Raw genomic sequence first — 25165 nt, 5'->3', positions numbered from 1 at the left:
CATGAAACGAATCATGAAAAAACGTATCTTTTAGAAAGAAGTGAGTGCATCTAACTTTTTTCGATTTATGACCCATAACACACCTATTTTATCCCAGCAAATCAAGGAACAGAAAGAGCGGCTCCGCAAAGCGATAGAAGAGCGGAAACACTCTTTGTTGGGGCATTTTTGGCAAAGAACTATGCTGTGTTATGTCGGCTTGATTTTAGGATTTTCTTTCATAAAACAATCCTTCGAAGCTCCCGCCCTTTATGCGCTGATAGTGCTTTTGTTGCTCGGCGTCGCCCTTTGGCTGATGTTGCGCAGGCTTTCGGGCTCATGGGCTACATATATAAGCTATGCCTGCGCGCATACTGGCTTTATTTTGCTTGCCGCCTGGCTGGTTACACACCTCCACCACAAACTGCACATAGCCGCCTTCCTGCTGTTGGGTATCACCTGTTACATCCCGCTGCTTATCAACACGTGGTGGCAAGATAGCTTTCATATAGTCTCCGGTTTGCTGTTGCTGATTGCTCTGTCGATGCCCCTCTTTCCACTAAACGACCAAACCTCACTGATGGCATTGGCATGCAGTCTTGTCTTGTGGGGCATTGCTCTGCTGCTTCAGCGGCAGAAGCGCAAAGTCATGAGCGAAATGACCAAGGCACATCTTATCTTTCAGGGAGTACAACGGCGCCTTTTTGAAAAGGAAGCCGCTTTGAACAAGCAAAGTGCCCGCTTGCGCGCCATATTGGACACCCCCCACGATATATCGGTGTGGGTAGTTGACCGTCACTATCATCTGGTAGAATGCAACGAAACCTTTCGTATGGCGCTTGCTGCCTACCACCAGAAAGAAGTGCCTATAGGGACGAACCTGCTGTCGCTGCCCCGCGATAGGCAAGAGCGCGAGAAGTGGAAATCTTATTACGACCGTGCACTACGTGGCGAAACACATACAGTTTATGAGAGGTACAATCGGCAATGCTTCGAAATCACCTTCCGCCCGGTTTACGAGGGCGAGCAAGCAACAGGGGTAGTTGTCTTCTCAAAAGACATTACAGCAATCAAAGAGTCGGAGCGTCTACTGCAAACCATCATCGAAAGCACCCAAGATGGTCTTATGGTCTTGGATACCCAAGGCAATTACCTGCTTTTCAACCGTCGGCACCGCGAGCGCATGCAGGCTCTTTTGGGGGTAAGCCCACAAATAGGCATCTCTTTCTTCTCACTACTTCCGAAAGACAGCCACGAAGAGAAACGCATCAAACAGCTCATAGAAATGGCAATGCAAGGCAACCACCTGCGTGTGGAAATACGCCTTAATTGGAAACAAAAAGTATCGTTAGAGGTATCACTCAACCCTCTATTCGATGAACAGGGCAAAGTGATGGGCGTAGCAGCTTTCATTCGTGACATCACCGAAGACAAAGTCCGCCAAGAGTTGCTACAAAGCATCAACGAGCATCTGCAAGAAGGCATTTACCGCACAACCCTCGAAGGCGATATTCTTTATGCCAATCGAGCCGCAGCACATATGTTAGGCTTCAGCTCAATAGAAGAACTTAAAAAGATACGGGTACAAGATATCTATGCCGACCCCGAAGCCGCTCGGCAAATCATCAAGGAAATCCTCAATACGGGGCGGATATCCAATACAGAAGTGCTTCTCAAACGCAAAGATGGCTCCACTTTCTGGGCAATGTTAAACGCTTCTTATCATCGCGACACTGACGGGCAGGTTATTTTCGACGGTTCTATGCATGATATCAGCCTGCTCAAAGCAATACAAGAAAAGCTCGTTCAGCAGAACGAAGAGCTCAAAAAAATCAACGCTGAACTGGATCGCTTCGTATATAGTGCCTCTCACGACTTGAAAGCCCCGCTGGCTTCTATTCAGGGCATTGTGCAGGTAGCGCGCCTGGAGAAAGACCCCAACCAGATATACCAATACTTAGACATGATAGAGCGCAGCATCATACGCCTTGAACGCTTTGTCAAAGAAATCATACAGTACTCACGCAACACACGCACCCAAGTAGAGCCGGAACCTATTAACTTCCGACAACTCATCGAAGAGGTCTTTGAAGACATGAGGTACCTGCCACAGAGTCAACACATAACAAAAATTATAGAGGTGGAAGAAAAAGCGCCCTTCTACAGCGATGCCCGCCGTCTAAACATCATTTTAAACAACCTCGTCGCCAATGCAATCAGTTACTACAACCCCTACGAAGCACGCCCTTATGTGCGCCTTAAGGTAACAACAGATGAGCACAAAGCCGTCATTCAATGCGAAGACAATGGCTTGGGCATAGCCCCTGAACATCAAGACAAGGTATTCCGCATGTTTTACCGTGCCTCTCCCGACAGCAAAGGGTCCGGTTTAGGCTTATACATCGTGAAGGAAACCGTAGATAAGCTGCAAGGAAGCATAGAATTGCAATCCACCTTGGGCAAAGGCACTACTTTCATCGTAAAAATCCCTAATTTGGCAGACAAAACTAGTAAAGTAGAACCCCATGAAGACAGAAGCGTTTCGTAAACACGCCCACCAACTGGTTGACTGGATGGCAGACTACCTCGAACAGATAGAACGTTATCCGGTGAAGTCTCAAAGCAAGCCCGGCGACTTACTCGCACAGCTACCTGCACAAGCCCCACAAAAGGGCGAAGCTTTTGAAGACATATTTCGTGATTTTGAGCATAAGATACTGCCCGGCATCACCCACTGGCAACACCCTTCTTTCTTTGCCTATTTTCCCGCCAACTCAAGCCCAGCTTCGGTGCTTGCCGAGATGTTGATGGCTACGTTGGGCGTGCAGGGCATGGTATGGGAAACTTCACCGGCTGCCACCGAGCTCGAAGAACGGATGATGCAATGGCTGCGAGATGCTTGCGGGCTTCCCGCTCACTGGCATGGGGTCATTCAAGATACCGCCTCTACCGCCTCGCTTTGTGCCATCCTGAGTGCGCGCGAACGGGCAACTGGCTTTCAATCCAATGAATCAGGTTTATATGAGCAAGCCCGCCTGCGCATATACGCCTCAGAGCAAACCCACTCTTCCATAGAAAAAGACGTAAAGATTGCCGGACTGGGCAAAGAGAATCTTGTGTATATAGACACCGATGCGTGCTATGCGCTGCGTCCCGAAGCACTACGCCAAGCCATAGAAGAAGACTTGCGCCGGGGCTACCATCCCATGATGGTAGTTGCCAACATAGGCACTACGGGTTCGACCGCCATAGACCCCTTGCCTGCCATCGCTGCTATTGCCAAGGAATACGGCTTATGGCTGCATGTGGATGCCGCTTATGCAGGTACCGCCTGTCTCTTGCCTGAGTACCGTCATATAATAGAAGGCATTGAGCATGCCGACAGTTATGTATTCAACCCCCACAAGTGGATGCTTACCAATTTCGACTGTTCGGCATATTACGTAAGCGACAAAGAAACCCTATTGCGCACCTTTTCCATTTTGCCCGAGTATTTAAAAACCGGACTGGAAGGGCAAGTAAATAACTACCGCGACTGGGGCATTGCCTTGGGGCGTCGCTTCCGTGCCTTGAAGTTGTGGTTTGTACTGCGCAGCTACGGCATCGAAGGGCTGCAAAAGATACTACGCCGCCACTTGGCTTTGGCGCAGTGGTTCAAGCAACAAGTAGAAAGCCATCCCGACTTTGAGCTGATGGCACCGGTTCCTTTGAATCTCGTTTGCTTTCGTTATCACCCGCAAAATATTGACGACCCCAACAGGCTCAATGAGTTGAATGAAGCTCTCCTGCGCCGCCTGAATGCCAGCGGCAAGCTCTACATGTCGCATACCAAGCTGCACGGGCAATATGTGCTTCGTTTGGTGTGTGGACAAACCTATGTGCAAGAGCGCCACGTGCAGCAGGCTTGGCAACTCATCGAGGCAGAAAGCCAACGACTTAGTAGGTTGCTAAGCTTGGTGTAAACAAAGAACAAACGACGGTCAATCCCCCCCCAACACGTTCACTTCGGGCTGCAGAGCGATGCCGAAGCGGCTGAGTACGTCTTTTTGTATGTCTTGCGCCAATTGCCATAATTCACTGCCAGAACCACCACCATAGTGCACCAGCACTAAGGCTTGGTGCTCATGTACTCCCACTGCGCCGCGACGCTTGCCCTTCCAACCGCATTGCTCAATGAGCCATGCCGCCGGTATTTTCACCTGCTGTTCGTCCACTTCAAAAAAAGGCATAGAAGGATACTGCGCACGCAGACGTTCAAACTGCTGCCTTTCGACTACTGGGTTTTTAAAGAAACTGCCCGCATTGCCTATTTGAGCCGGGTCAGGCAGTTTTGAGCGGCGTATGTCAATGACTGCTTGTGCCACTTCTGCAATGGTGGGGGCAACTATGCCCTTTTCTTCAAAATACTGCTTCAGCGCATAGTATGAAAGATTAGGACGCTTCTGCTTCTGAAGACGCAGGCGTATGCTCAAAACAAGATAATCGCCGCGTGCCATCTGCTTAAAGATACTGTCGCGATAACCCAAAGCGCAATCTTCGTTTTTAAGCCACACGATGCCCTCTCCGGCAATCCACACACACACTTGCTCCAGGACATCTTTGAGTTCTACACCATAGGCACCAATATTCTGAATAGGAGCAGCCCCCACCGTACCGGGAATGAGCGCTAAGTTTTCGATACCGCCCCATCCTTGCGACACTGCCCACATGACCAAAGCATGCCAGTTTTCGCCAGCAGCCGCTTCTATGAGCACTTCGCTTTCGGTTTCTTGCAGCAGCTTTTTGCCTGCTGTGTGCACGTGTAGTACCAGCCCCTGCCAGTCGCCGACAAAGAGGATGTTGCTGCCTCCCCCCAGCACCAAAACAGGCAGGGCGGCAGCATGCGCCCGCTCCATCGCTTCGATGGCTTGAACATCGCTACAGGCTGCAAGATAATAACGCGCACGCGCTTCCAGCCCCAAAGTATTCCACGCTTTGAGCGACACGTCTTCAGTTATATTCAAGTCGGAAGAAAAAAGCTTCATAGGCTTACTGGTTGTCGTACCATGTGCGTTTGCGTTCGAGGCGCAGGTCGCGTAATGTAGAGGCTTTCACTCGTATGGTGAAAGAATAGGATTGAAACTGCCCGAAAGGACGCCAGTTGAAAAGCATTTCCCAGCAGTGTAAGTCACGGTAGAAATCGAGGCTGCTCGTGCTCAAGCTTCCCTGCGTAAAATCAAAACCAGAACTAAAACCAATGCGCCATTTGGGCGTAAGACTCATGTCGCCCGAAAAAGAAAGGCTTTGCGTTATCGGGCGCTGTGTACTTAAAAAGTTGTAGGTAAACTTATAGTTTAAACTCAGATTCCATGGGACATCGAAAGCCACATATTGGTCGGGGCTGGCTTGATAGTAGGCTGCATAAGAGGTTTCAGGTGCCTGCAAAGGGTTGGTAATGGCGGCACTGGCATCGCGGGAACTGCCCGGAACGCCACCTCGCGAAGTGTTTGTACTTTGCTTGCCTCGCAACACGCTGGGGTTGAGCGAAGCACTCACCGACAGGTCGAAGTTGGTAAAGCGACCGATACCCTGCCCGGCATTCCAAGCGTAGGTAAACGATTTGATGCGCGAGACTCTGTCGCCTATTAAAGTATCTCGAAAAGCGTAAGGTGCCAGCGTAGCACCCAAGTTCAAATCAAACAAACTGCCAATACGAGTACGTGCCCGAAACAGCAAATCAGAAAGCGGGTACTGTCTCTTGTTAGTGTCTGCCAGCAAGTTGTAGCTCCCCACCACCGACAGTTCATCCAGCAGTTTTACTTTCTCTGCCTTTTTGGCGGCAGCCGTATCGGATTTGGCGCGCAGCTTGGCTTCCAACGTATTGCGCACCCCAAACGAGATATTGGCAGAAGCCCCTGGCGCACTCACCCCCGCAAAGGTAGGCAACAGCTGATACACGGGCTCACCGTTGGTGTTGATGCCGATTTGCGTGCGTTGGTAGAAGCCGTATTTCTCCCCCGAGAAGTCGGGCGCATAACCCAAGCCAATGCTTGGCTGCACCAAATGGCGGATAGCAGCAAATCGCCCCCGTTTGAGGTAAAAGGTACCATAAATGTTGGTAGAAACTCCCGACGACAACGAATACTGATAACTGCTGCCCCACTCTTTAAGGGTGTCTACCTGCACTGCCTGCTTGCTGTCAAGCCATGTATAGCGGTATTTTTCAGGATAAAAACGCTGCGAGAAGTTGACGCCCACGCTGGCATTGAAGTATCTCAGCACTTTAAAAGGCAAAGTAAGCGGTATGTTATGTTGGAGATTCATTCTGCCCCGGGCTATGAAAAGGTCGAAATTCTCGGGGCGGAAAGCATATACCGAATCGATGCGCTTGCCAGCATTGGCTACTCTGAAATTATAGGAAGGCGAGGTGATGCGGTTGGTGATGTCGAACGAGCCATTCAAGGTATAAGCCACGTTCAGCTGAGAAAAGAAACCACGATTGTTGCCACTTTTGCTTTTAAATGGATAGATGGGGGTCATGCCCAAAGTGAAAGTGGGCAAATTGAGGTTGACTACCCCCGTGTTGTTCTCTTGGTTGTGGCGGGCGCTGAGTGTCAAAGAAAAAGGCGTGCCTCGGAGGCGGCGCGAATAAGACACATTGGATTGAAATGTGTTGGTCAGCTGGTTTGCCAAATCAAAAGACACGCGCCGGTTGAACTGCGAGCTACCAAAGCTAAGCGAGGCGGTAAAACGCCCGTCGCCGCGGCTTTCGGGCGTAAAGCTCCCGTTTACCCAAAACAGTTTGCTTTCGCTCGGCAAAATGCTTTCGGGGCTTTCGTCGTAACGCACATTGTAAGACACCGACAGGTTGCCTGAATATTGATAGCGTTTCTTGAAGTTGCTTACTGCCTGTATGCCCCAGTTGCCATAGGTGTACACTTCCCCCAGCAGCTTCAAGTCCATATACTCGCTGATTGCCCAATAATAGCCCCCATTTCGTAGGAAAAAGCCGTTTTGTTGCGACTCACCATAAATCGGCACGATAATGCCCGATTTCTTTTGTTTTGGCTTAGGAAAAATACCGAAAGCAAAACCCAAAGGGGTAGGAATGTCGGCGAATTCTATATGGAAAGGACCGCAAATTACATTTTGATTCTTAGTCAGCTTGATTTTGCCTGCCTTGATACGGTAGTGCGGATGCGCCAAATTGCAGGTAGTATAATACCCACCGGCTATATAAAATTCGTTTTCGGGACTTCTCTTTACTTTTGCCCCGCCTACAAAACCCTCTGCCTGCTCTGATACGATATTGAAAATTATCCCGCGCTTGCTCTCTAAGTTATAGTCCATCGAGTCTGCCACAAACTGCTCTTTGCCTTCGGAAAAGAGCGGACGCCCGATAAGCTTACCAGTGCTGTCGGGCAAAGGGCGCGCCTGCACCAAGTTGCGCTCTAAGTCGATGCGTATGACGGCTGCCCGCAAGCGGCTGTCAATATAATCTATTTGTGCCTCGCTATAAAGCCAGCCCTTACGCGCACCTATTTCAAATACAGCCGAATCTTTGGCACTAAATGTGATAACATCTTGAATATCGCTCTTTGCTTTGGGCGTATAGCGCAAGGTATCGGGCGGCGTAGTACGCAAACTATCGGTTTGCTGTGCCTGCAAGGCAAAGCTTATGCACAGCAAAAAAAGACTGTATTGAGCTTTTAACAAAAAATGCACAAATTTGTAAAAACAAACCTTAACCGAACTTTTAAACATATGTGGAAGCGCGTCATTTCTTTGATGGCTATTGTTTCTTTGTTCTTGATTTGTGCGCCCATCAGTGCACTCAATACCCATAAGTTTGTACAATATAAGCTCAAAACCGTTGTCATCGATGCCGGGCACGGCGGACATGACCCGGGCACTTCGGGCAAATTTACAAAAGAAAAGGACATCACCTTAGCCGTGGCTTTAAAACTGGGCAAAACCATCCAAGAGCACCTGCCCGACGTGAAGGTGATTTACACCCGCACCAAAGACGAATTTGTGGAGTTGCACAAGCGGGCATCTATTGCTAACGAAAACAAAGCTGACCTGTTTATTTCTATTCACTGCAACGCCATCGACGCTTCGCCTGCCAAGCGCGCAGAGGTGAGCGGCACCGAGGTGTATGTAATGGGGGTTCACAAAACCGAAGAAAACTTAGCGGTAGCCAAACGTGAAAACGCCGTAATTTATCTGGAAGAAGGCTATGAAGAGATATATGAAGGCTTTGACCCCAATTCGCCACAATCGCACATTATGATGTCCATCTATTCTACGGCTTATTTGGAAAATAGCCTGCGTTTTGCCCAGCTGCTCGACTACCAGTTTCGCGAGCGAGCCAATCGCCCCAGCCGCGGCATCAAGCAAGCGGGCTTTATGGTGCTGCACCGCAGTGCCATGCCCAGTGTGCTGATAGAGATAGGCTATCTGTCGAACCCCGAAGAAGAAAAATTTCTTAATGACCCTTGGGGGCAAACGCTCATTGCTTCTGCCATTTTTCGGGCTTTCCGAGACTATAAAAAAGAGCTTGAATCACTATAATTTTTTTAGCTTGCACCTAAACAACATCAAAAACTATGAGGCTAAAACTATCGAAAGAAGCCAAAGTAGGACTACTGGCTATCGTTTCCCTAAGCATGCTCTACTTTGGATTTAACTTTTTAAAAGGACGCGGCTTTTTTAGCAACAACAATACTTACTACATCTCCTACGACAATACCAACGGCTTGATAGTGTCGAACCCCGTAACCATTCATGGGGTAACTGTGGGCATGGTTACCAACATGCGGCTGAACAAAGAGAAGTCGAAAGTGGTGGTGGAGGTGGAAGTGGACGCTAATGTGGCAATACCCAAAGGCAGTGTAGCACTACTACGTGAAAACGGATTGTTAGGTGGCATGCAGATAGAACTCTTACTGAGCAATTCGCAAGACATGCACCAAGAAGGAGACACACTGCTTAGTAACAAAGAAGACGGCATGCTCACTGCCATAGAAAAAAGAACCAAACCCATCGTAGAGAAGCTGGATAGCACACTCACTTTGGTGAACAATATACTTATCAGCTTTAAAGGAGTGGGTGAGGTGTCGAAAAATACGCTGCAGCGTTTTTCGTCGAGCGCAGCAGAACTGCAAGCTATGGTGCAAGAGAATCGCCCGCTGCTGTACGGCACTCTGCAAAATGTGCAACAGATAAGCAATAACTTAAACCGAGCAACGACACCACTGCCCCAAACTATGCAAAAGCTGAGTGCCGTAGCCGATAGCCTGCAACATTTGCCCTTGCAGCAAACCATAGAGCAAACCCGCCAAAGCCTGGCAGCCTTGCAACAGGTGCTCGAGCAAGCCAACGACCCGACGGGAAGCATGGGCGCCCTGCTGCACGACAAGGCACTTTACCAAAACTTGGTAGAGCTATCTGCTGACTTGGACAAGCTGCTCATCGATTTGCGCAAAAACCCCCGACGGTATATCAAAGTGTCTGTTTTTTAATCTTTTGTTTCACTTCAACAGGATGCCTGGGCGCTCATTTCAAGCCGTGTGCCCGGGCATTTTTTATGATGTAGTGCTTCTATTTGCTACACTTTTATTTTTAACTTTTCAAATCCTTTTCATTATCATTGTGCAGATTACAACAAACACAAAACATAATTGCGTATGAACAACTCTACTTCTGCCCGACATCCGAAGGGGCTGTACGTGCTCTTTTTCACCGAAATGTGGGAGCGTTTCGGCTATTACCTCATGCTGGGGATTCTTTATCTCTACATGACCGATAAAAAATCGGGGCTGGCTTTCAGTGAAGCTTTTGCCAATGATGTTTATGGCACATACATCGCCCTGGTTTACCTGACGCCCTTCTTGGGGGGCTTACTGGCTGACCGCATCTTTGGCTACCGCTCTACCATCATTGCAGGCGGCTTGCTCATGGCTGGCGGTTATCTGACTTTGTCGCTACCGGGGGTAACCCCTTTTTACACTGCCCTACTGCTCGTTATCTTGGGCAACGGTTTCTTCAAACCCAACATTTCTACCTTGCTGGGCAACCTGTACAACTCTTCTCAAAATGCCTCTTTGAAAGATAAAGGCTACAACATCTTTTACATGGGCATCAATATTGGGGCGTTCATTTGCAACTTCGTGGCTGCCTATATGCGCAACAACTACGGCTGGGGATACGCCTTTGCCGCCGCCGGCGCAGGGATGTTACTTGGTTTGGTTATATTCATTGCTGGTCAAAAACATGTAAAAGAAGCAGACGTAATCCAACCTACACAAGCTGAAGACATGCCTTTGGGGCAGGTTCTAGGTTATATATTTGTACCTGCCCTCCTTGCTGGTGCTTTAGGCTATTTTCTGCCGCGTCTCGTGGGTGTGGATAGTTTCTTTGGTTCTACCACCAACGATATCTTCCTTTTTGCCTGCCTGCCCATTGTTATCTTCTACGTGTCGCTGTATGTCAAAGCCTCTGCTTCTGATAAAGGAGCCATAGGTGCCCTGCTCTACATTTTCTTTGTAGTGATTATTTTCTGGATGATTTTCCACCAAAACGGCAATGTATTGACCGAGTGGGCAAAAAGCTATACTGACCGCAGCGTGAGCAAAGAGATGCAGGCAACGCTAAAGCCCTTTGGTTTCTTGGAAGAGATAAAGATGCCTCAAGATATAGAAATACCGAAAGCGCCGGATGCCGCAGCCATTGCTCAAAGCATGCAAGAAAACTTGCCTTATTATTTCAAAAACGTGCCACCACAAGCATTGCCTGCCCCCGGAAGCTCCATTTATTTAATTTCTACGGAGCTGTTTCAATCGCTCAACCCATTCTTTATCATCCTCTTCACCCCCTTAGTCATTGCCTTCTTCAACTTCCTTCAGGCACGGGGTGTCATCCTCTCAACACCTGCCAAGATAGCTTGGGGCTTGTTTATCACCGGACTTTCTACTTTGGTGATGGTGGCAGCTGTATTTGCAAGCCAAAATGGCGCCGTAAAAGTAAGTGCTTGGTGGCTGGTAGGTACCTATGCAGTTATTACGGTGGGTGAACTGTTCCTCAGTCCCATGGGGTTGTCGCTGGTGTCAAAGCTCAGCCCGCAACGTCTGACTGCCGTCATGATGGGCGGTTGGTTCTTAGCCACTGCCATAGGCAATAAATTGAGTGGCGTGGTGGGGCACGTGGGCGCCGAAAGCAGCAACCTTGCCCTTCCGTTCTATATCAACTTTGCAGGTGCCATACTGGCAGCAGTCCTGCTGTTTGTGAAAGTAGGCTCCATAGCCAAGGTAGTGCAAGATAAAACGGGGCAATATTAAAGCCCTCCTTTCACGCTCGTCCGGGCGGCTCTCTTTTGAGAGAGCCGCCTTTTGTTTGATTTTCATGTAAAGGCGCAAAAATACGCTGACCTACACCATGTGTTTTTACGTTCATTTTTTCAAATAGAAAAACGAACTTGCATTATTCCGTTATTTCTTTGAAAGCTTTTTATTATCATTGCGCAGTTTAGTGTAAACCAAAAAATATTGCAGATGACTATTTCTACCCAAAAAACGAAACACCCCTCGGGCTTATATGTGCTCTTTACCACTGAAATGTGGGAGCGCTTTTCTTATTATGGCATGCGTGCCCTACTGGTGCTTTATTTGGTAGCCAATCTCGACAACTTCGGTTTCAATATGGCGCGCGAAGAAGCGCTCAGCATTTACGCCATATTCACAGGTTTGGTGTACCTAACTCCCATCATAGGCGGCTGGGCTGCCGACCGCTTTTTGGGCAAAAGGAAAGCCGTGTACACTGGCGCCATCATCATGGCTGCCGGTCAGTTTTTGCTGGCTGCCTCTGCCTTCATGGCACACAGCCTGGCACCCGATTTTCGTTTTTTCATCTTCTCTTACGGATTGGGCTGCTTAATTTTGGGAAACGGCTTTTTCAAGCCCAATATCTCTACCATCGTAGGAGACTTGTATGACGACAACGACCCACGCAAAGACTCGGCATTCAATATTTTTTACATGGGTATCAACTTAGGAGCTACGCTGGGTCCCCTTCTTGCTGGTGCTCTGGGTGAACAGGTGCATTGGGGCTGGGGTTTCTTCTCTGCTGGTGTGGGCATGCTCATCAGCATGTTGATTCTCTTTACCAAAGAGACCTCACTCAATGGTTTTGGTTTGCCGCCACATGCCAAAGCAGGACAAAACCGCCTAAGCAAACAAGATTGGATAGAGCTGATGGCTTTAGCCTGTGTGCTTATCTTGCTGACTGGTGCTATCATTTGGGGCTGGCGACAAATGCCCGATGCCGTTACCGACAGCATCATGAAAGTAGGCTTTGGCGCTCTCGTCTTAGGGCTTATCTGGGTGATGGTGAGCAATACCAAAGGAGCTACCGAATGGAGCCGAATGGGCGTTATATTGGTGCTGGCATTCTTCAACGTAGCCTTTTGGGCAGGTTTTGAACAAGCAGGTGGCACTTTCAATCTTTTTGCTGCCGAAAAAACCAACCGTTTCATCGAAGCATTGAACTGGGAAATACCCACCACCTGGTTTCAGAACATCAACCCGATAGCCATCTTGATATTTGCCCCGCTCTTTTCGGTCATGTGGTTGAAGCTGGACCAGCATAAACTCAATCCACGCACTCCTATCAAGTTTGCCTTGGGGCTGCTGCTGGGCGCACTGGCTTTTGCCCTTATGACCCAAGCCGACGCTTTGGCAGAACACGGCAAAGTGTCGCCGATGTGGTTGGTAGCTGTCTATGTCATCCTTACTTTGGGTGAGCTGATGCTCTCGCCTATCGGACTTTCTATGATTACCAAGCTGGCACCTCGCAAACTGGTGAGTGTGGTCATGGGATTGTGGATGGCAAGCTTTGCTGCTGGCAACTATCTTGCGGGCATGCTCGAAACCATCCTTCATAAACTGAATGCCCAACAAGCCGGAACACAAGGTTTTGCGCTTGAGTTATACCCCTTCATCACCTACTGGATGTTGGGCAGCGGCATCGTGCTGATTCTGCTTTCTCCCTTACTCAACAAAGCAATGAAAGGGATTCACTAAGCATTCACTATCACCCTTTGTAAAAAAAGACAGCCTTTATGTAAATGTATAAGGTTGTCTTTTTTCTGTATATTAGAAGCAAATACAACCAACTATTGTTTCCTTATGAGCGAAAAACACAACACAAACCCCGTTTCTCCGGCTATGATAGGCACCCAATACGGTGCTTACGCAGGATTAGCTTCTATCATTTACAGCCTGACAGCCATGACGCTGAGCCTACATGAAAACACGTTGTTGGGCATTCTGGGGACGGCTGTTCCCATCATCTTCATGGTACTGGGTGTGCGTGCCTACCGGCAAAGCAATGAAAACATAGCGTCCTTTGGACAGGCATATCTTGTTTGCATTATGGTAGCACTGCTGACGGCACTCCTTACTGCTGTCTTCACTTATGTGTATTTCTCTTTTCTCAACCCTGAGTTTTATGAAGCAACGATAGAAAAAGCCATCTTGCAAATGGAAGAGCGAGGCACCCCTGATGAAGCCATCGAAGCTGCCAAACGATTCATGTCGCCCGCTTACTCTGCTGTCTTCGGTTTCATCGGAAATGTTATCATTTTAGGACTTGTCGGCTTGATAGTAGCTGCCATTTTGAAAAAGTCGGAATAGCAATAGCTGCCTCACAGGGGGTGTTTGTCCGCCCCCATTTTTTTCTGCTTTATCATTCTGGATTATTCCCTTAGCCTTTCATGTTCTCCCCTATTGCGTGCGCATTATTTAACTATTTTCGTTGTAAAAACGGAAGTAGCTTTTCATCTTGGCGGCTTATGCGCAAAAAACTGCCTATGAAAGCAATGCGGTATACACCTCTTTGCTTCAAAAGTACTCTGTGCGCTTGTATTCCGCTGGCAGCTTTTTATTTTTGTTTTTCAAGAAAAGTGCATGCAAAATAAATTTATGAGTTCGATACCTCAAGCATCTTTAGACCTTTCCATTGTAATACCAGCCTATAATGAAGCGGAATCCCTCCCCGAGTTGATAGAGTGGATTAGTCGCGTGCTGAGTGCCTATAACTGGAAATATGAAATTATTGTAATAGATGACGGCAGCGAAGACCAAACAGCTCAGGTATTACACACCCTCAAAAAGCAATATCCTGCCTTACGTGCCATCCGTTTCTTACGAAACTACGGTAAGTCGGCGGCGCTTCAAAGCGGCTTTGAAGCAGCGCGTGGCGCCGTGGTCATCACCATGGATGCCGATTTGCAAGATGACCCCGAAGAAATCCCCGCTTTGTATCGTATGATACGCCAAGAAGGCTACGATTTAGTATCGGGATGGAAATACAAACGCTACGACCCCCTAAGCAAAACGCTGCCCTCCAAGCTGTTCAATGCTGTTACGCGCAAGCTTTCAGGCATTCCGCTTCATGATTTCAACTGTGGGCTGAAGGCGTATCGTTTTGAGGTAGTGAAAAGTATAGAGGTGTACGGCGAAATGCATCGTTACCTACCGGTCATTGCCAAGTGGGCAGGCTTCAAGCGTATTGGTGAAAAGAAAGTAAAGCACCATCCGCGACGCTACGGAAAAACCAAGTTTGGTATCGAGCGTTTTCTGTTTGGCTTCCTTGACCTGCTGTCCATTCAATTTGTGTCGCGCTTCCGCAAGCGTCCTATGCACTTCTTCGGCGGTTTGGGTGTACTTAGTTTCACCATTGGGGCATTCATCACTTTATGGCTCATCGTATACAAGCTATGGGCGCTGGCACACGGACTTCCCTACCGCGAGGTAAGCGAACAACCACTCTTCTACTTGGCATTGACCAGCATCATCATCGGTTTTCAGCTTTTCCTAACCGGCTTTTTGGGCGAAATGGTGGTAAGCACTGTCCCCAAGCGCCACGATTACATCATCGCCGAAACCATAGATTAGCAGGCTGCATCTTTACAAATAAGAAAAGAGATTTTTGGTGAAGCGCTAAAGCATTTTATCAAAGCGAAAAAAGCAGAGGTATTATGACCGAAAAGCTTATTTTAAGATGAGGAGTATTGCCTTTTCTTTTACAAGGAATACAGCAGTATCTGCTCAGTCGTTTTAGTCTTCCTGCACTTTGCCTATTTCCAATCCTTCGGCTTCCTCCGGCTTTATGTCTTTGGGCTGAGGCAGGTCTTTCAGGCTGTTGATGCCAAAATAATCCATAAATTTATCACTAGTACCGTAAAGCAGCGGACGCCCCACCGTGTCGGCTTTGCCTTTGATAACAATTAGTTCTTTTTCCAAGAGCTTCTGAATAGCATAATCACAGTTCACGCCTCTAATCTGCTCTATTTCGCTTTTAGTTACTGGCTGGCGGTAAGCAATAATAGCCAACGTTTCCAATGCCGATTTGGAAAGGCGCTTCTTGGACTGTTGCTTCAGTAAGATGCCAATAGATGCCTGGTAAGCAGGCTTTGTCAGAAACTGGTATCCTCCCCCACTCTTGTACACCCCAAAGGGGTAAATATCGGCATTGTATTTTTCTACGATGCGCTGCAGCGTCTGTTCTATGACCTCTGGCTCTATTTCTGCATCGAACATCTCAATCATGCATTGCCTGATTTCCTCTTCGGTTATAGGCGAAGGGGCGCAAAAGATGAGTGCTTCGATGTGGTTCTGTAAAAAGTCCATGCTCTTGTAGCTTTGAGTGGACAAGCAAAATAAAGCAAAAATCACAAAAGCAAAAGCCACTGCTCCTTCTACCCGCAGAAGCAAGCAGTGGCTTAATAAAGTATGGCTAATAAGCGTATGTTTTAGTCTTTGTTCAGTTTGGCTTCAATAGAGTGCTGCGTATGAGGCACAATGCGCAGCCTTTCTTTGGGAATTAGCTTGCCCGTATCGACACAAATGCCATATGTACCATTTTTGATACGCACCAATGCCATTTTCAATTGATTGATGAACTTTTGTTGGCGGGCTGCCAACTGGTTGATGCTCTCTTTTTCCAAAGTATCGGAGCCATCTTCCAGCAGATTCAAATTGCCCCCTTCGGTATCGCTGGTGCCTGAATCGTCTAACTTCATCATCGAGCGCTTGAGCTCTTCCAATTCTGCCTCTGCCTGGCGCAGCTTTTGCAAAATCAGCTCTTCAAACTCTTTCAATTCTTCAGGCGAGTAGCGTGTTTTCTCCTTTTGATCAGCCATAAACTGTGTATGTTTGTATTCTTGACTGCAAATATAAAACAACTTTTTGTTTAAAAAACCATTTCATCTGCAAAATAAATCCAAAGTAAATTTTAACATACGATTTAAAAAGAAAATCCAAATGCAATTTTTAAGGTACAACAAAAAAACATTTTCTTAAATCAAAGTTAAACACGCTCACTCAATAGATGTTATATTTTTGTAAAAAATATAAAAAATCATTGCGCTTTTCAACGTTCTACTGTCTGTCAGAGTTTACGGGAAGGCTTCTCCCACAAATTTCCTCCTTGTCATTGGTGGTTTACGAAAAAGAGTCGCAAAAAGTTGAATCGCTTGTTCTTTTCTTTATTTTCAATTCACATTTTGACAATAAAAAAAGCCGCTATTTTAAGCGGCTTTTTTATGTGCAAAGTCCTGCTTAACAGTTTTTTAGTTAGTTGACATTTTTGGAAACAGGTTCCACATATACATAAGACTTCTGGGCGAAGCCTTTGCGCTTGAAATGCACGATGCCGTCAACCAAAGCAAACAGGGTATGGTCTTTGCCCATGCCCACGTTTTGACCCGGGTGATGCTTGGTGCCGCGCTGACGCACAATGATGTTGCCAGCTTTAGCAAATTGACCGCCATATATCTTCACACCCAAGCGTTTGCTTTCTGATTCACGACCGTTCTTCGAACTACCGACACCTTTCTTGTGAGCCATAATTCTTTCGTTTTAAAATTATTTTACAATATCTACAATTTGCAGTTTCGTCAAATATTGACGATGACCTTTTTTGCGTCTGTAACCTTTACGACGCTTTTTCTTGAAGACGATGATTTTTTCGCCTTTCAAATGTTCTAATACTTTGGCTTTTACCTGAGCGCCTTCTACTGTGGGGGCTCCTACGGATACAGCGCCGTTATCATCTACAAGCAGCACCCGGTCGATGGTCAACTCTTCGCCCTCGGCATTGGGCAAGCGGTGCACGTAGATATAACGGTCTTTTTCTACTTTGAATTGCTGTCCCGCTACTTCAATGATTGCGTACATGTTCGTTTCGTTTTTTAGACCATTACAGGGTCGCAAATATACAATCTATTTCACTCTGAACCAAACAAGCAGCCCTATTTTTTAAAAAGCGGAAGGGAAGAAGCTCCTTCCGCTTTTTTATTTTACATGTTACGGCGATACTGCCCACCCACTTCATAGAGGGCATGAGTCATCTGCCCCAGCGAACACACTTTGGCAGCCTCCATCAATGCTTCGAAGATGTTGCGGTTTTCCACAGCTGTATCTTGCAGCATTTTCAGGGCTTGAGGTGCAACCTCTTGGTTTCGCTCATGGAAGGCACGCAAGCTGCTGATAGCGAATTCTTTCTCTTCCTTGCTTGCGCGCACCACTTTGTCGGGGATGTCCGTAGGCGAGCCTTCAGGGTCAAGGAAAGTATTCACTCCTACGATGGGCAACTCACCGCTGTGTTTTTTCATTTCGTAATGCATAGACTCTTCCTGTATCTTGGCACGCTGATACATGCGTTCCATAGCGCCCAACACGCCGCCGCGCTCCGAAATAGATACAAACTCTTTCAAGACGGCTTGTTCCACCAAATCGGTGAGCTGCTCTATAATGAAAGACCCTTGCAAGGGGTTTTCGTTTTTTGCCAAGCCCAACTCAAGATTGATAATCAGCTGAATAGCCACTGCCCGGCGCACACTTTCTTCCGTAGGTGTGGTAATGGCTTCATCATAGGCATTGGTATGCAGCGAGTTGCAGTTGTCGTAAATGGCATAAAGCGCCTGCAAAGTGGTGCGTATGTCGTTAAAGGCTATTTCTTGGGCGTGCAAAGAGCGCCCCGAAGTCTGAATATGATATTTCAACTTTTGACTGCGCTCGTTGCCTCCGTATTTGTACTTGATGGCTTTTGCCCAGATGCGGCGCGCCACCCGTCCCAAAACGGAATACTCGGGGTCCATACCGTTCGAGAAGAAGAAAGAGAGGTTAGGTGCAAAGTCGTCGATGTGCATGCCGCGGCTGAGGTAATACTCCACATAAGTAAAAGCATTGGAAAGGGTCAGCGCCAGCTGAGTGATGGGGTTGGCACCTGCCTCCGCAATATGGTAGCCGCTAATGGATACCGAGTAGAAGTTGCGCACTCGGTGGTCAATAAAGTACTGTTGGATATCGCCCATCATGCGCAGGGCAAATTCGGTAGAAAAAATACAGGTGTTTTGTGCTTGGTCTTCTTTGAGAATGTCGGCTTGCACAGTGCCCCGCACTTTCGAAAGTGTATCTGCTTTGATTTTTTCATACACTTCACGCGGCAGCACCTCATCGCCGCTTACACCCAACAGCATCAAACCCAAACCGTCATGCCCATCGGGCAATTTACCGTTGTAATAAGGGCGCGGCACTCCTTTCTTGCGATAAATATCATCTATTTTCTTTTGCACCTCCTCTTCCAAACCGTGTTGTTTGATATACAGTTCGCACTGCTGGTCGATGGCTGTATTCATAAAGAAAGCCAGCATCATGGGTGCCGGTCCGTTGATGGTCATCGAGACGGAGGTTTTGGGGTCTGCCAGATTGAAACCCGAATAGAGTTTCTTGGCGTCGTCGAGGGTAGCCACACTCACTCCCGAGTTGCCTATCTTGCCGTAAATGTCGGGGCGATAGTCGGGGTCTTCGCCGTAAAGCGTTACACTGTCGAAGGCGGTAGAGAGGCGGTGTGCTGGCATGCCCTCACACAAGAAATGGAAGCGCTTATTGGTGCGTTCAGGTCCTCCTTCGCCGGCAAACATGCGGGTAGGCAACTCGCCGGTGCGCTTGAGCGGAAATACTCCTGACGTGTAAGGGAAGAAACCCGGAACATTTTCGGTAAGCAGCCACTTGAGGATGTCGCCCCAATCCTTGTATTTGGGCAAAGCCACTTTGGGTATGCGTGTGCCCGCCAGAGAAGTAGTATAAAGGTCTTGTTCTATGACTTTGTCACGTACCCGGAATTGGTATTTGTCTGCTTGATAAAGCTTCACCATTTCGGGCCACTCTTGCAGCAGACGCTTGCACTCGGGGTCCAGCTTTCCTTCCAACTCCCGGTACATCTCTATCAAATCTTTCAGGTATTCGGGCTCTCCTTGTTCGTATTGTATTGCCTGCACCACGCCCTCGTTTTCTTCTACCTCTATGACCTTCTTGCCTATATTGGCACGCAACTGCTCTATGGTGCCTTTCAGCTGGTACATGCGGCGGGCTATTTCCGACTGCTCTTGTACGAAACGGTCATAGCGCTCGCTGGTTTCGCATATCTCGGCAAGGTAACGCACGCGGTCGGGCGGTATGATGTACACCTTCTTCGACATGCCTTCGGTTATCTCGAAATCGGAACGCAGATGCTCTGCCCCCGTTTTTTCTACTATCTTATCCATCAGTTTGCGATACAACACGTTCGTACCGGGGTCGTTGAACTGCGAAGCAATGGTACCATAAATGGGCAACTCCTCGTCGGGCACATCAAAAAGCATATGGTTGCGCTTGTATTGCTTGCGCACATCGCGCAAGGCATCGAGCGAGCCGGGCTTGTCGAATTTGTTGATGGCAATCACATCGGCGAACTCGAGCATGTCTATTTTTTCAAGCTGCGTGGCTGCCCCATATTCAGAAGTCATTACATACAAAGAGACATCGGAATGGTCTACTATTTCGGTGTCGGACTGCCCGATGCCTGAGGTCTCTACTATCACCAAATCGTAGCCCGCCGCCTTGCATATGTCGATGGCATGCTGCACGTGTTGACTAAGCGCCAAATTGGCTTGACGGGTAGCCATCGAACGCATATACACACGTGGGTTGTGGATGGAATTCATGCGGATGCGGTCGCCCAACAAAGCGCCGCCGCTCTTTTTCTTAGAGGGGTCCACCGAAATGATGGCAATGGTGTGCTCTTCAAAGTCGAGCAGATAACGGCGCACCAGCTCATCCACCAAAGAGGATTTACCGGCTCCGCCTGTACCCGTAATACCCAAAACAGGTATTTTCTTTTGAGCCGCTTTCCGCCGTATGCTTTCTTGTATCTGGCTGTAATCTTCAGGGGCATTTTCTGCCACGGTAATCAGGCGGGCAATTACCCGAGCATCTTTGGTTTCTACGTTTTCTACCAAATATTCCAAGTCTTGAAAACGTGCCGAAGGGTCGTCATGTTCTTCGGTCTCAGCGCCACCGGCAGTTGCCAATTGCTGGCGTTTAGCTTTAGGTATATAGGTAGGGAAATCAGATTTTCTGAGCACATCGTTAATCATGCCTTGCAGCCCCATGGCGCGCCCGTCATCGGGGTGGTAGATGCGCGCGATGCCATAGCGGTGCAGCTCTTCTATTTCCGAAGGCAGAATGGTGCCTCCCCCTCCGCCAAAAATCTTGATATTTACTTCACGCTCTTTGAGCAGGTCGTACATATACTGAAAGAACTCCATGTGCCCGCCTTGGTAAGAGGTGACGGCAATGCCCTGCACATCTTCTTGGATGGCACACTCCACGATTTCCTGCACCGAGCGGTTGTGTCCCAAGTGAATGACCTCTGCTCCCGACGCCTGCATGATGCGGCGCATGAGGTTGATGGCAGCATCGTGCCCGTCGAAAAGGGATGCCGCCGTTACTAAACGCACGTGATTTTGCGGTTTATAGGGTTTGGTTTCCACAGGTTTACACTTTTAGAATAACTACACTAAACACTTTTAGAATAGTACAAAGTTAAGTTTTTTTTATACAATATGAATACAAAACACAAAACAAAGCCGTTCTGTTTAGCGACATTTCACCAACTGCACCAGAATAGTTATTATATTGCCTATTGTTAATCATTTCCTGAAAATCTATGAAAGTAGTGATACCTGTAGCGGGCATAGGCTCGCGGCTTCGTCCACACACCCACACTCAACCAAAATCTTTGGTGCCGGTTGCTGGCAAACCTCTACTCGGGCACATCATCGACAGCCTGCTGGAACAAGGACTGCAAGACTTCGTCTTTATCATAGGCTACTTGGGCGACAAGGTGGAATTATTTATTCGAGAAAACTATGAAGGGAAACTAAATATGACTTTCGTGGTGCAAGAACCACGCGAAGGGCTTGCCCATGCCTTATGGGTAGCCAAAGAGCAGCTAATCAATGAAGAGCAAATATTGGTAGTACTGGGAGACACCATCGCCCACCTCAACTGGAAAGCCCTGCTGAGCATGCGCACTTCTGCCGTGGGCGTAAAGAAGGTATCGCAGCCTGTCTTGTTCGGCATTGCCGAAACCGACCCCAACGGGCGCATTCTTCGGTTAGAAGAGAAACCCAAAATACCCAAATCTAACTTAGCACTGGTGGGTATTTACAAACTCAACAACCTCCCCCGCCTCTTCGATTCGATTCGATATTTAATAGACAACCAACTTAAGAATCGTGGGGAATATCACCTGACCGACGCACTACAACGTATGATAGAGCAAGGCGAAGAGATTTATGCCCTGCCTGTACGGCACTGGTACGACTGCGGCAAAAAGGAAACCATTCTCGAAGCCAACGCCATCTTGCTGAACCAAAGTAAATACAAGACAGACTTGCCACATTTTCCCAATACTATCATCATTCCGCCCGTAAGTATTGGACAGAACTGCAAAATCAGCAATTCCATCATCGGACCCAACGTAGCCATCGGCAACGATGCCATCGTGCATTCGTCCATTATTTCCAACTCTATCATTGGCTCTTTCAGTCATCTGGACTATGTAGTTTTGCATGACTCTATCATCGGCAACGACAGCGCCCTCAAAGGGCTACGCCAAAGCCTCAATATAGGCGACAATACCGAAATTAATTTTCAATAAACCTCTTTAACCGAAAGGAAACGACAACGCTATGGCTTCATTTGTGGACAATACAGACATCCGCTCTGCTGCCGACATCATTCCCTACTATGAAGAGTTGCTCAAGCGCCCCATCAACGACCTTGAAGGTCTGAAACGATGGTTCAGGCATCGCGACGAGCTGGAAGCTCAAATCGCCGAAAGTTTGGGATGGACATACATACGCTACACCTGCAACACCGCCGACCCAGAAGCTAAACGGGCTTTTGAGCACTTTGTAGAAGAAATACAGCCTGTCAGCTTACGCTATACCCAAAAGCTTAACCGTAAGGCTTTCGACTCGCCTTTTGTGAACCTGCTGGCGCAAGAGCCCGGCTATCATATTTACCTCAAGCGCCTGCGCAAACAAATAGACCTCTTTCAAGAAAAAAACATACCACTCATCACGAGAGTACAGGTGCTGCAGCAGGAATACAGCAAAATAGCCGGTGCCATGACCGTGTCTATCGATGGCAAGGAGCTCACTTTGCAACAAGCCCAAGATTTGTTGTTTGACCCCAACCGCAACAAGCGCGAAGAAGCTTATGTGAAAATTGCCGAGAGGCGCCTAAAAGACTGTAAAGAACTGAACGAACTGCTGGATGAGCTCATCGCCCTGCGCCACCAGATAGCTACTCAAGCCGGCTATGCCAACTACCGAGACTACATCTGGGATGAGCTCTGCCGCTTCGATTATACCCCCAGCGACTGCCTGCAGATGCACCGGGCAGTAGCGCAGCATGCAGTGCCTCTCCTCGATGACTTAGCCAATGAGCGTCAGCGACAAATGGGCGTGCGCACCCTGAAACCTTGGGACTGGAAAACTGACCCCTTGGGGCGCCCCCCTCTGTATCCGTTTAGCGATGAGAAAGACTTGATTGAAAAAACCAAAGTCTGCCTCGAACAAATACATCCTTTCTTTGCCGAATGCCTGAACAGGCTCCATGAAGCTGGGCGCTTAGACCTCTCTTCCCGAAAAAACAAAGCCCCCGGCGGCTACAACTATCCACTGCCTGTGTCGAATTTACCTTTCATCTTTATGAATGCCAGCGGCAGCCTGCGCGATGTTACCACGCTGCTTCATGAGATGGGGCATGCCGTGCATTCCATCTTAATGGCAGACCTCCCCTTGGCTGCCTTCAAAGAAGTACCCTCCGAAGTGGCAGAGCTGGCATCTATGAGCATGGAACTGATTACCATGCCTGCATGGGAAGCGTACCTTCCGCAGCAAGAAGAACTCCAGCGTGCCTATGCTTTTCAAAAACAGGAAATCATAGAAACACTGCCATGGGTTGCCTGCATCGATGCCTTTCAGCACTGGCTTTACACCAACCCCAAACACAATCATGAACAGCGGCGCAAAGCATGGCACGACATATACAGCCGCTTTCACGATAAGCTCACCGACTGGCACGACCTCGAAGAATATCACGACTACTTATGGCAGAAACAGCTGCATATTTATGAAGTTCCTTTCTACTACATAGAATACGGCATTGCGCAACTGGGAGCTTTGGCTTTGTGGCAAAACTACCGCAAAGCGCCCGCCACTACCTTGCAAAGCTATCTCGACGCCTTGAAAATAGGCTACACCCACTCCATCCCAGATATTTATGCCACGGCAGGTATTCGCTTCGACTTCTCCGAAGCATACATACAAAAAACATTGCAAGCAGTCGAAGAGATTTAAAAACTGCAAAAAAGCTGCTTGTAAGCATAGGAAACGCTTTGGAGCGTTTCCTGTTGTTTTTCAGTGCTGTGCCTGTACATCGATTTTTGTTTTTGTACTAAATTTGATTTGATAAAAATTCCTTACCACTCACTCTTTCTCATACAACATTCAAATGAAAGCTCCATAAGCCACAAGAATGAGCCAGTGGTTCAAATTGGAGAAATAATTCACAAAATTCTTTCTTGTTCGTTCTTGTTACTGCTTGCAATTACAGCCTTCTAATTTTTCTGAACCAAGAGCAACTTTTCAACAATTGCAAAGAACTGGTAACCAATGACATGAATTACTTTTCTTCCATGATTTCAAAAATGAAACTTGGAGAAATCATTAGAATTGCCAGTAAAGAAACCACAGATATTGCTAAGGCAGAGAAATTTTTAACACTAATCCGAAGCTAAAATGAAAAAATCAAAAGGAACAGAAACCAGCTCTTTTGGAACAAGTGGAAGAATCAACCACGATAGCTCAAAGTTTTACAATTCTAAACTCTACAAAGAGCTCGTGGACAAAAAAGAAGTTAGCAAGGTTGAAAACAAATTACCACCGGAATTAGAAAATAAGTTTATTCTTGGTTCTGCAGAAAACATGAAAGAGTTGCCTGATAACTCTGTGCACTTAATGATAACATCGCCTCCGTATAATGTTTCGAAAGAGTATGACCAAGACTTATCGTTAAAAGAATATTTACAACTTTTAGAAAACTCATTTAAAGAAACTTACAGAGTTTTGGTCAATGGCGGTCGTGCTTGCATCAATGTTGCTAACCTTGGTAGAAAGCCATATATACCTCTTTCCGACTATATTTCCCAGATGATGATAAATATTGGTTTTAAGATGCGTGGCGAAATTATCTGGAACAAAGCTGCAAGTGCCAGTCCATCCACAGCTTGGGGCAGCTGGCAAAGTGCTGCAAATCCAATTTTAAGAGATGTCCATGAATACATTTTAGTTTTCTCAAAAGGCGACTATAAAAGAGAAAAAGGTGATAAGTCAGACACTATAACCAAAGAACAATTCATCGAATGGACAAAGTCTATTTGGGCAATGAATGCTGAAAGCGCAAAGCGAATCGGACACCCGGCACCTTTTCCTGAAGAATTACCATACAGACTAATTCAGCTTTATTCATTCAAAGGTGATGTGATACTTGACCCGTTTATGGGTAGCGGTACAACTGCGATTGCAGCCGTAAAATCAGAAAGAAAATTTGTTGGATACGAGATTTCTCAAGAATACATTGAGCTCGCTCAAAAGCGATTAGAACCATACATTAAACAAAAATCTTTAGATTTTTAGGTAGTTGAAAAGAAGGAAAATACTAACAAGGCAAATAGGGTGTTGAGAGTTATTTTCCTTGGCTTTCAAGCGCTTTACAAAAGTAAATTGCCCCCCACACGTGGGTAACTCCGT

At 47.4% G+C, this 25165-nt stretch carries 18 protein-coding genes; 11 read left to right on the top strand and 7 right to left on the bottom strand.

Features of this window, described 5'->3' with window-relative positions; genetic code table 11:
- Positions 1-67: 67 nt before the first annotated feature.
- Positions 68-2527 carry a PAS domain S-box protein gene (locus FHS56_RS00580; protein ID WP_166917949.1) on the top strand — a complete coding sequence of 820 codons (2460 nt, stop codon included), beginning with the start codon at positions 68-70 and terminating at the stop codon, positions 2525-2527.
- Positions 2505-3941, top strand: a complete 1437-nt coding sequence (locus tag FHS56_RS00575; RefSeq protein WP_166917948.1) for a pyridoxal phosphate-dependent decarboxylase family protein — start codon at positions 2505-2507, stop codon at positions 3939-3941. Before FHS56_RS00580 ends, FHS56_RS00575 begins: the two co-directional genes overlap by 23 nt.
- A gap of 18 nt (positions 3942-3959) precedes the next feature.
- On the opposite strand, the gene murB is transcribed toward FHS56_RS00575, so the two are convergent.
- Entirely contained in the window at positions 3960-5003 is a 1044-nt protein-coding gene (gene murB / locus FHS56_RS00570) for a UDP-N-acetylmuramate dehydrogenase (protein WP_166917947.1), read from the bottom strand.
- Positions 5004-5007: 4 nt separating this feature from the next.
- Positions 5008-7647: a putative LPS assembly protein LptD gene (locus tag FHS56_RS00565; protein WP_166917946.1), complete on the bottom strand. Its 2640-nt coding sequence runs from the start codon at positions 7645-7647 to the stop codon at positions 5008-5010.
- A 75-nt stretch (positions 7648-7722) separates the two neighbouring features.
- Here FHS56_RS00565 and FHS56_RS00560 point away from each other — a divergent pair, with 75 nt between their 5' ends.
- From FHS56_RS00560 to FHS56_RS00535, 6 genes are all read left to right on the top strand, one after another.
- The gene (locus tag FHS56_RS00560) at positions 7723-8532 is read left to right on the top strand and encodes an N-acetylmuramoyl-L-alanine amidase family protein (protein ID WP_166917945.1); all 810 of its coding nucleotides are present in this window, start codon (positions 7723-7725) and stop codon (positions 8530-8532) included.
- A 35-nt stretch (positions 8533-8567) separates the two neighbouring features.
- Positions 8568-9482, top strand: coding sequence for an MlaD family protein (locus tag FHS56_RS00555; protein ID WP_166917944.1), 915 nt, complete (start codon positions 8568-8570; stop codon positions 9480-9482).
- Between the two features lie 165 nt (positions 9483-9647).
- Positions 9648-11297, top strand: coding sequence for a peptide MFS transporter (locus tag FHS56_RS00550; RefSeq protein ID WP_166917943.1), 1650 nt, complete (start codon positions 9648-9650; stop codon positions 11295-11297).
- A gap of 213 nt (positions 11298-11510) precedes the next feature.
- Positions 11511-13037, top strand: a complete 1527-nt coding sequence (locus tag FHS56_RS00545) for a peptide MFS transporter (protein WP_166917942.1) — start codon at positions 11511-11513, stop codon at positions 13035-13037.
- A gap of 105 nt (positions 13038-13142) precedes the next feature.
- A complete protein-coding gene (locus FHS56_RS00540; RefSeq protein WP_166917941.1) occupies positions 13143-13649 on the top strand; it encodes a DUF4199 domain-containing protein in 507 nt (168 codons plus the stop codon).
- Positions 13650-13937: 288 nt separating this feature from the next.
- On the top strand, positions 13938-14912 hold the full coding sequence (locus FHS56_RS00535; RefSeq protein WP_166917940.1) for a glycosyltransferase family 2 protein: 975 nt from the start codon (positions 13938-13940) through the stop codon (positions 14910-14912).
- A 162-nt stretch (positions 14913-15074) separates the two neighbouring features.
- Here the strand turns inward: FHS56_RS00535 and scpB are convergent, their stop codons facing one another.
- The 5 genes from scpB to FHS56_RS00510 all read right to left on the bottom strand — a co-directional run bounded on the left by scpB (position 15075) and on the right by FHS56_RS00510 (position 20833).
- Entirely contained in the window at positions 15075-15647 is a 573-nt protein-coding gene (gene scpB, locus FHS56_RS00530; protein ID WP_166917939.1) for an SMC-Scp complex subunit ScpB, read from the bottom strand.
- A gap of 122 nt (positions 15648-15769) precedes the next feature.
- A complete protein-coding gene (locus tag FHS56_RS00525; protein WP_166917938.1) occupies positions 15770-16159 on the bottom strand; it encodes a TraR/DksA family transcriptional regulator in 390 nt (129 codons plus the stop codon).
- A gap of 433 nt (positions 16160-16592) precedes the next feature.
- On the bottom strand, positions 16593-16865 hold the full coding sequence (gene rpmA, locus FHS56_RS00520) for a 50S ribosomal protein L27 (protein ID WP_166917937.1): 273 nt from the start codon (positions 16863-16865) through the stop codon (positions 16593-16595).
- A gap of 18 nt (positions 16866-16883) precedes the next feature.
- Positions 16884-17195, bottom strand: coding sequence for a 50S ribosomal protein L21 (gene rplU / locus FHS56_RS00515; RefSeq protein ID WP_166917936.1), 312 nt, complete (start codon positions 17193-17195; stop codon positions 16884-16886).
- Positions 17196-17317: 122 nt separating this feature from the next.
- Positions 17318-20833 (bottom strand): methylmalonyl-CoA mutase family protein, encoded by a 3516-nt coding sequence (locus FHS56_RS00510; RefSeq protein WP_317165647.1) that lies wholly within the window; start codon positions 20831-20833, stop codon positions 17318-17320.
- 176 nt (positions 20834-21009) lie between these two features.
- On the opposite strand from FHS56_RS00510, the gene FHS56_RS00505 reads away from it, so the two are divergent.
- The 3 genes from FHS56_RS00505 (at position 21010) to FHS56_RS00495 (ending at position 25051) form a co-directional block, all read left to right on the top strand.
- Positions 21010-22005: a sugar phosphate nucleotidyltransferase gene (locus FHS56_RS00505; protein WP_166917935.1), complete on the top strand. Its 996-nt coding sequence runs from the start codon at positions 21010-21012 to the stop codon at positions 22003-22005.
- 31 nt (positions 22006-22036) lie between these two features.
- On the top strand, positions 22037-23713 hold the full coding sequence (locus FHS56_RS00500) for a M3 family oligoendopeptidase (RefSeq protein ID WP_166917934.1): 1677 nt from the start codon (positions 22037-22039) through the stop codon (positions 23711-23713).
- Positions 23714-24154: 441 nt separating this feature from the next.
- On the top strand, positions 24155-25051 hold the full coding sequence (locus tag FHS56_RS00495; protein WP_166917933.1) for a DNA-methyltransferase: 897 nt from the start codon (positions 24155-24157) through the stop codon (positions 25049-25051).
- Positions 25052-25165 lie beyond the last annotated feature (114 nt).

This window comes from Thermonema lapsum (assembly GCF_011761635.1).
Classification (GTDB): Bacteria; Bacteroidota; Bacteroidia; order Cytophagales; family Thermonemataceae; genus Thermonema; species Thermonema lapsum.
The sequence above is the reverse complement of the archived record's forward strand: the minus strand, read 5'-3'. Positions and strand labels throughout refer to the sequence as shown.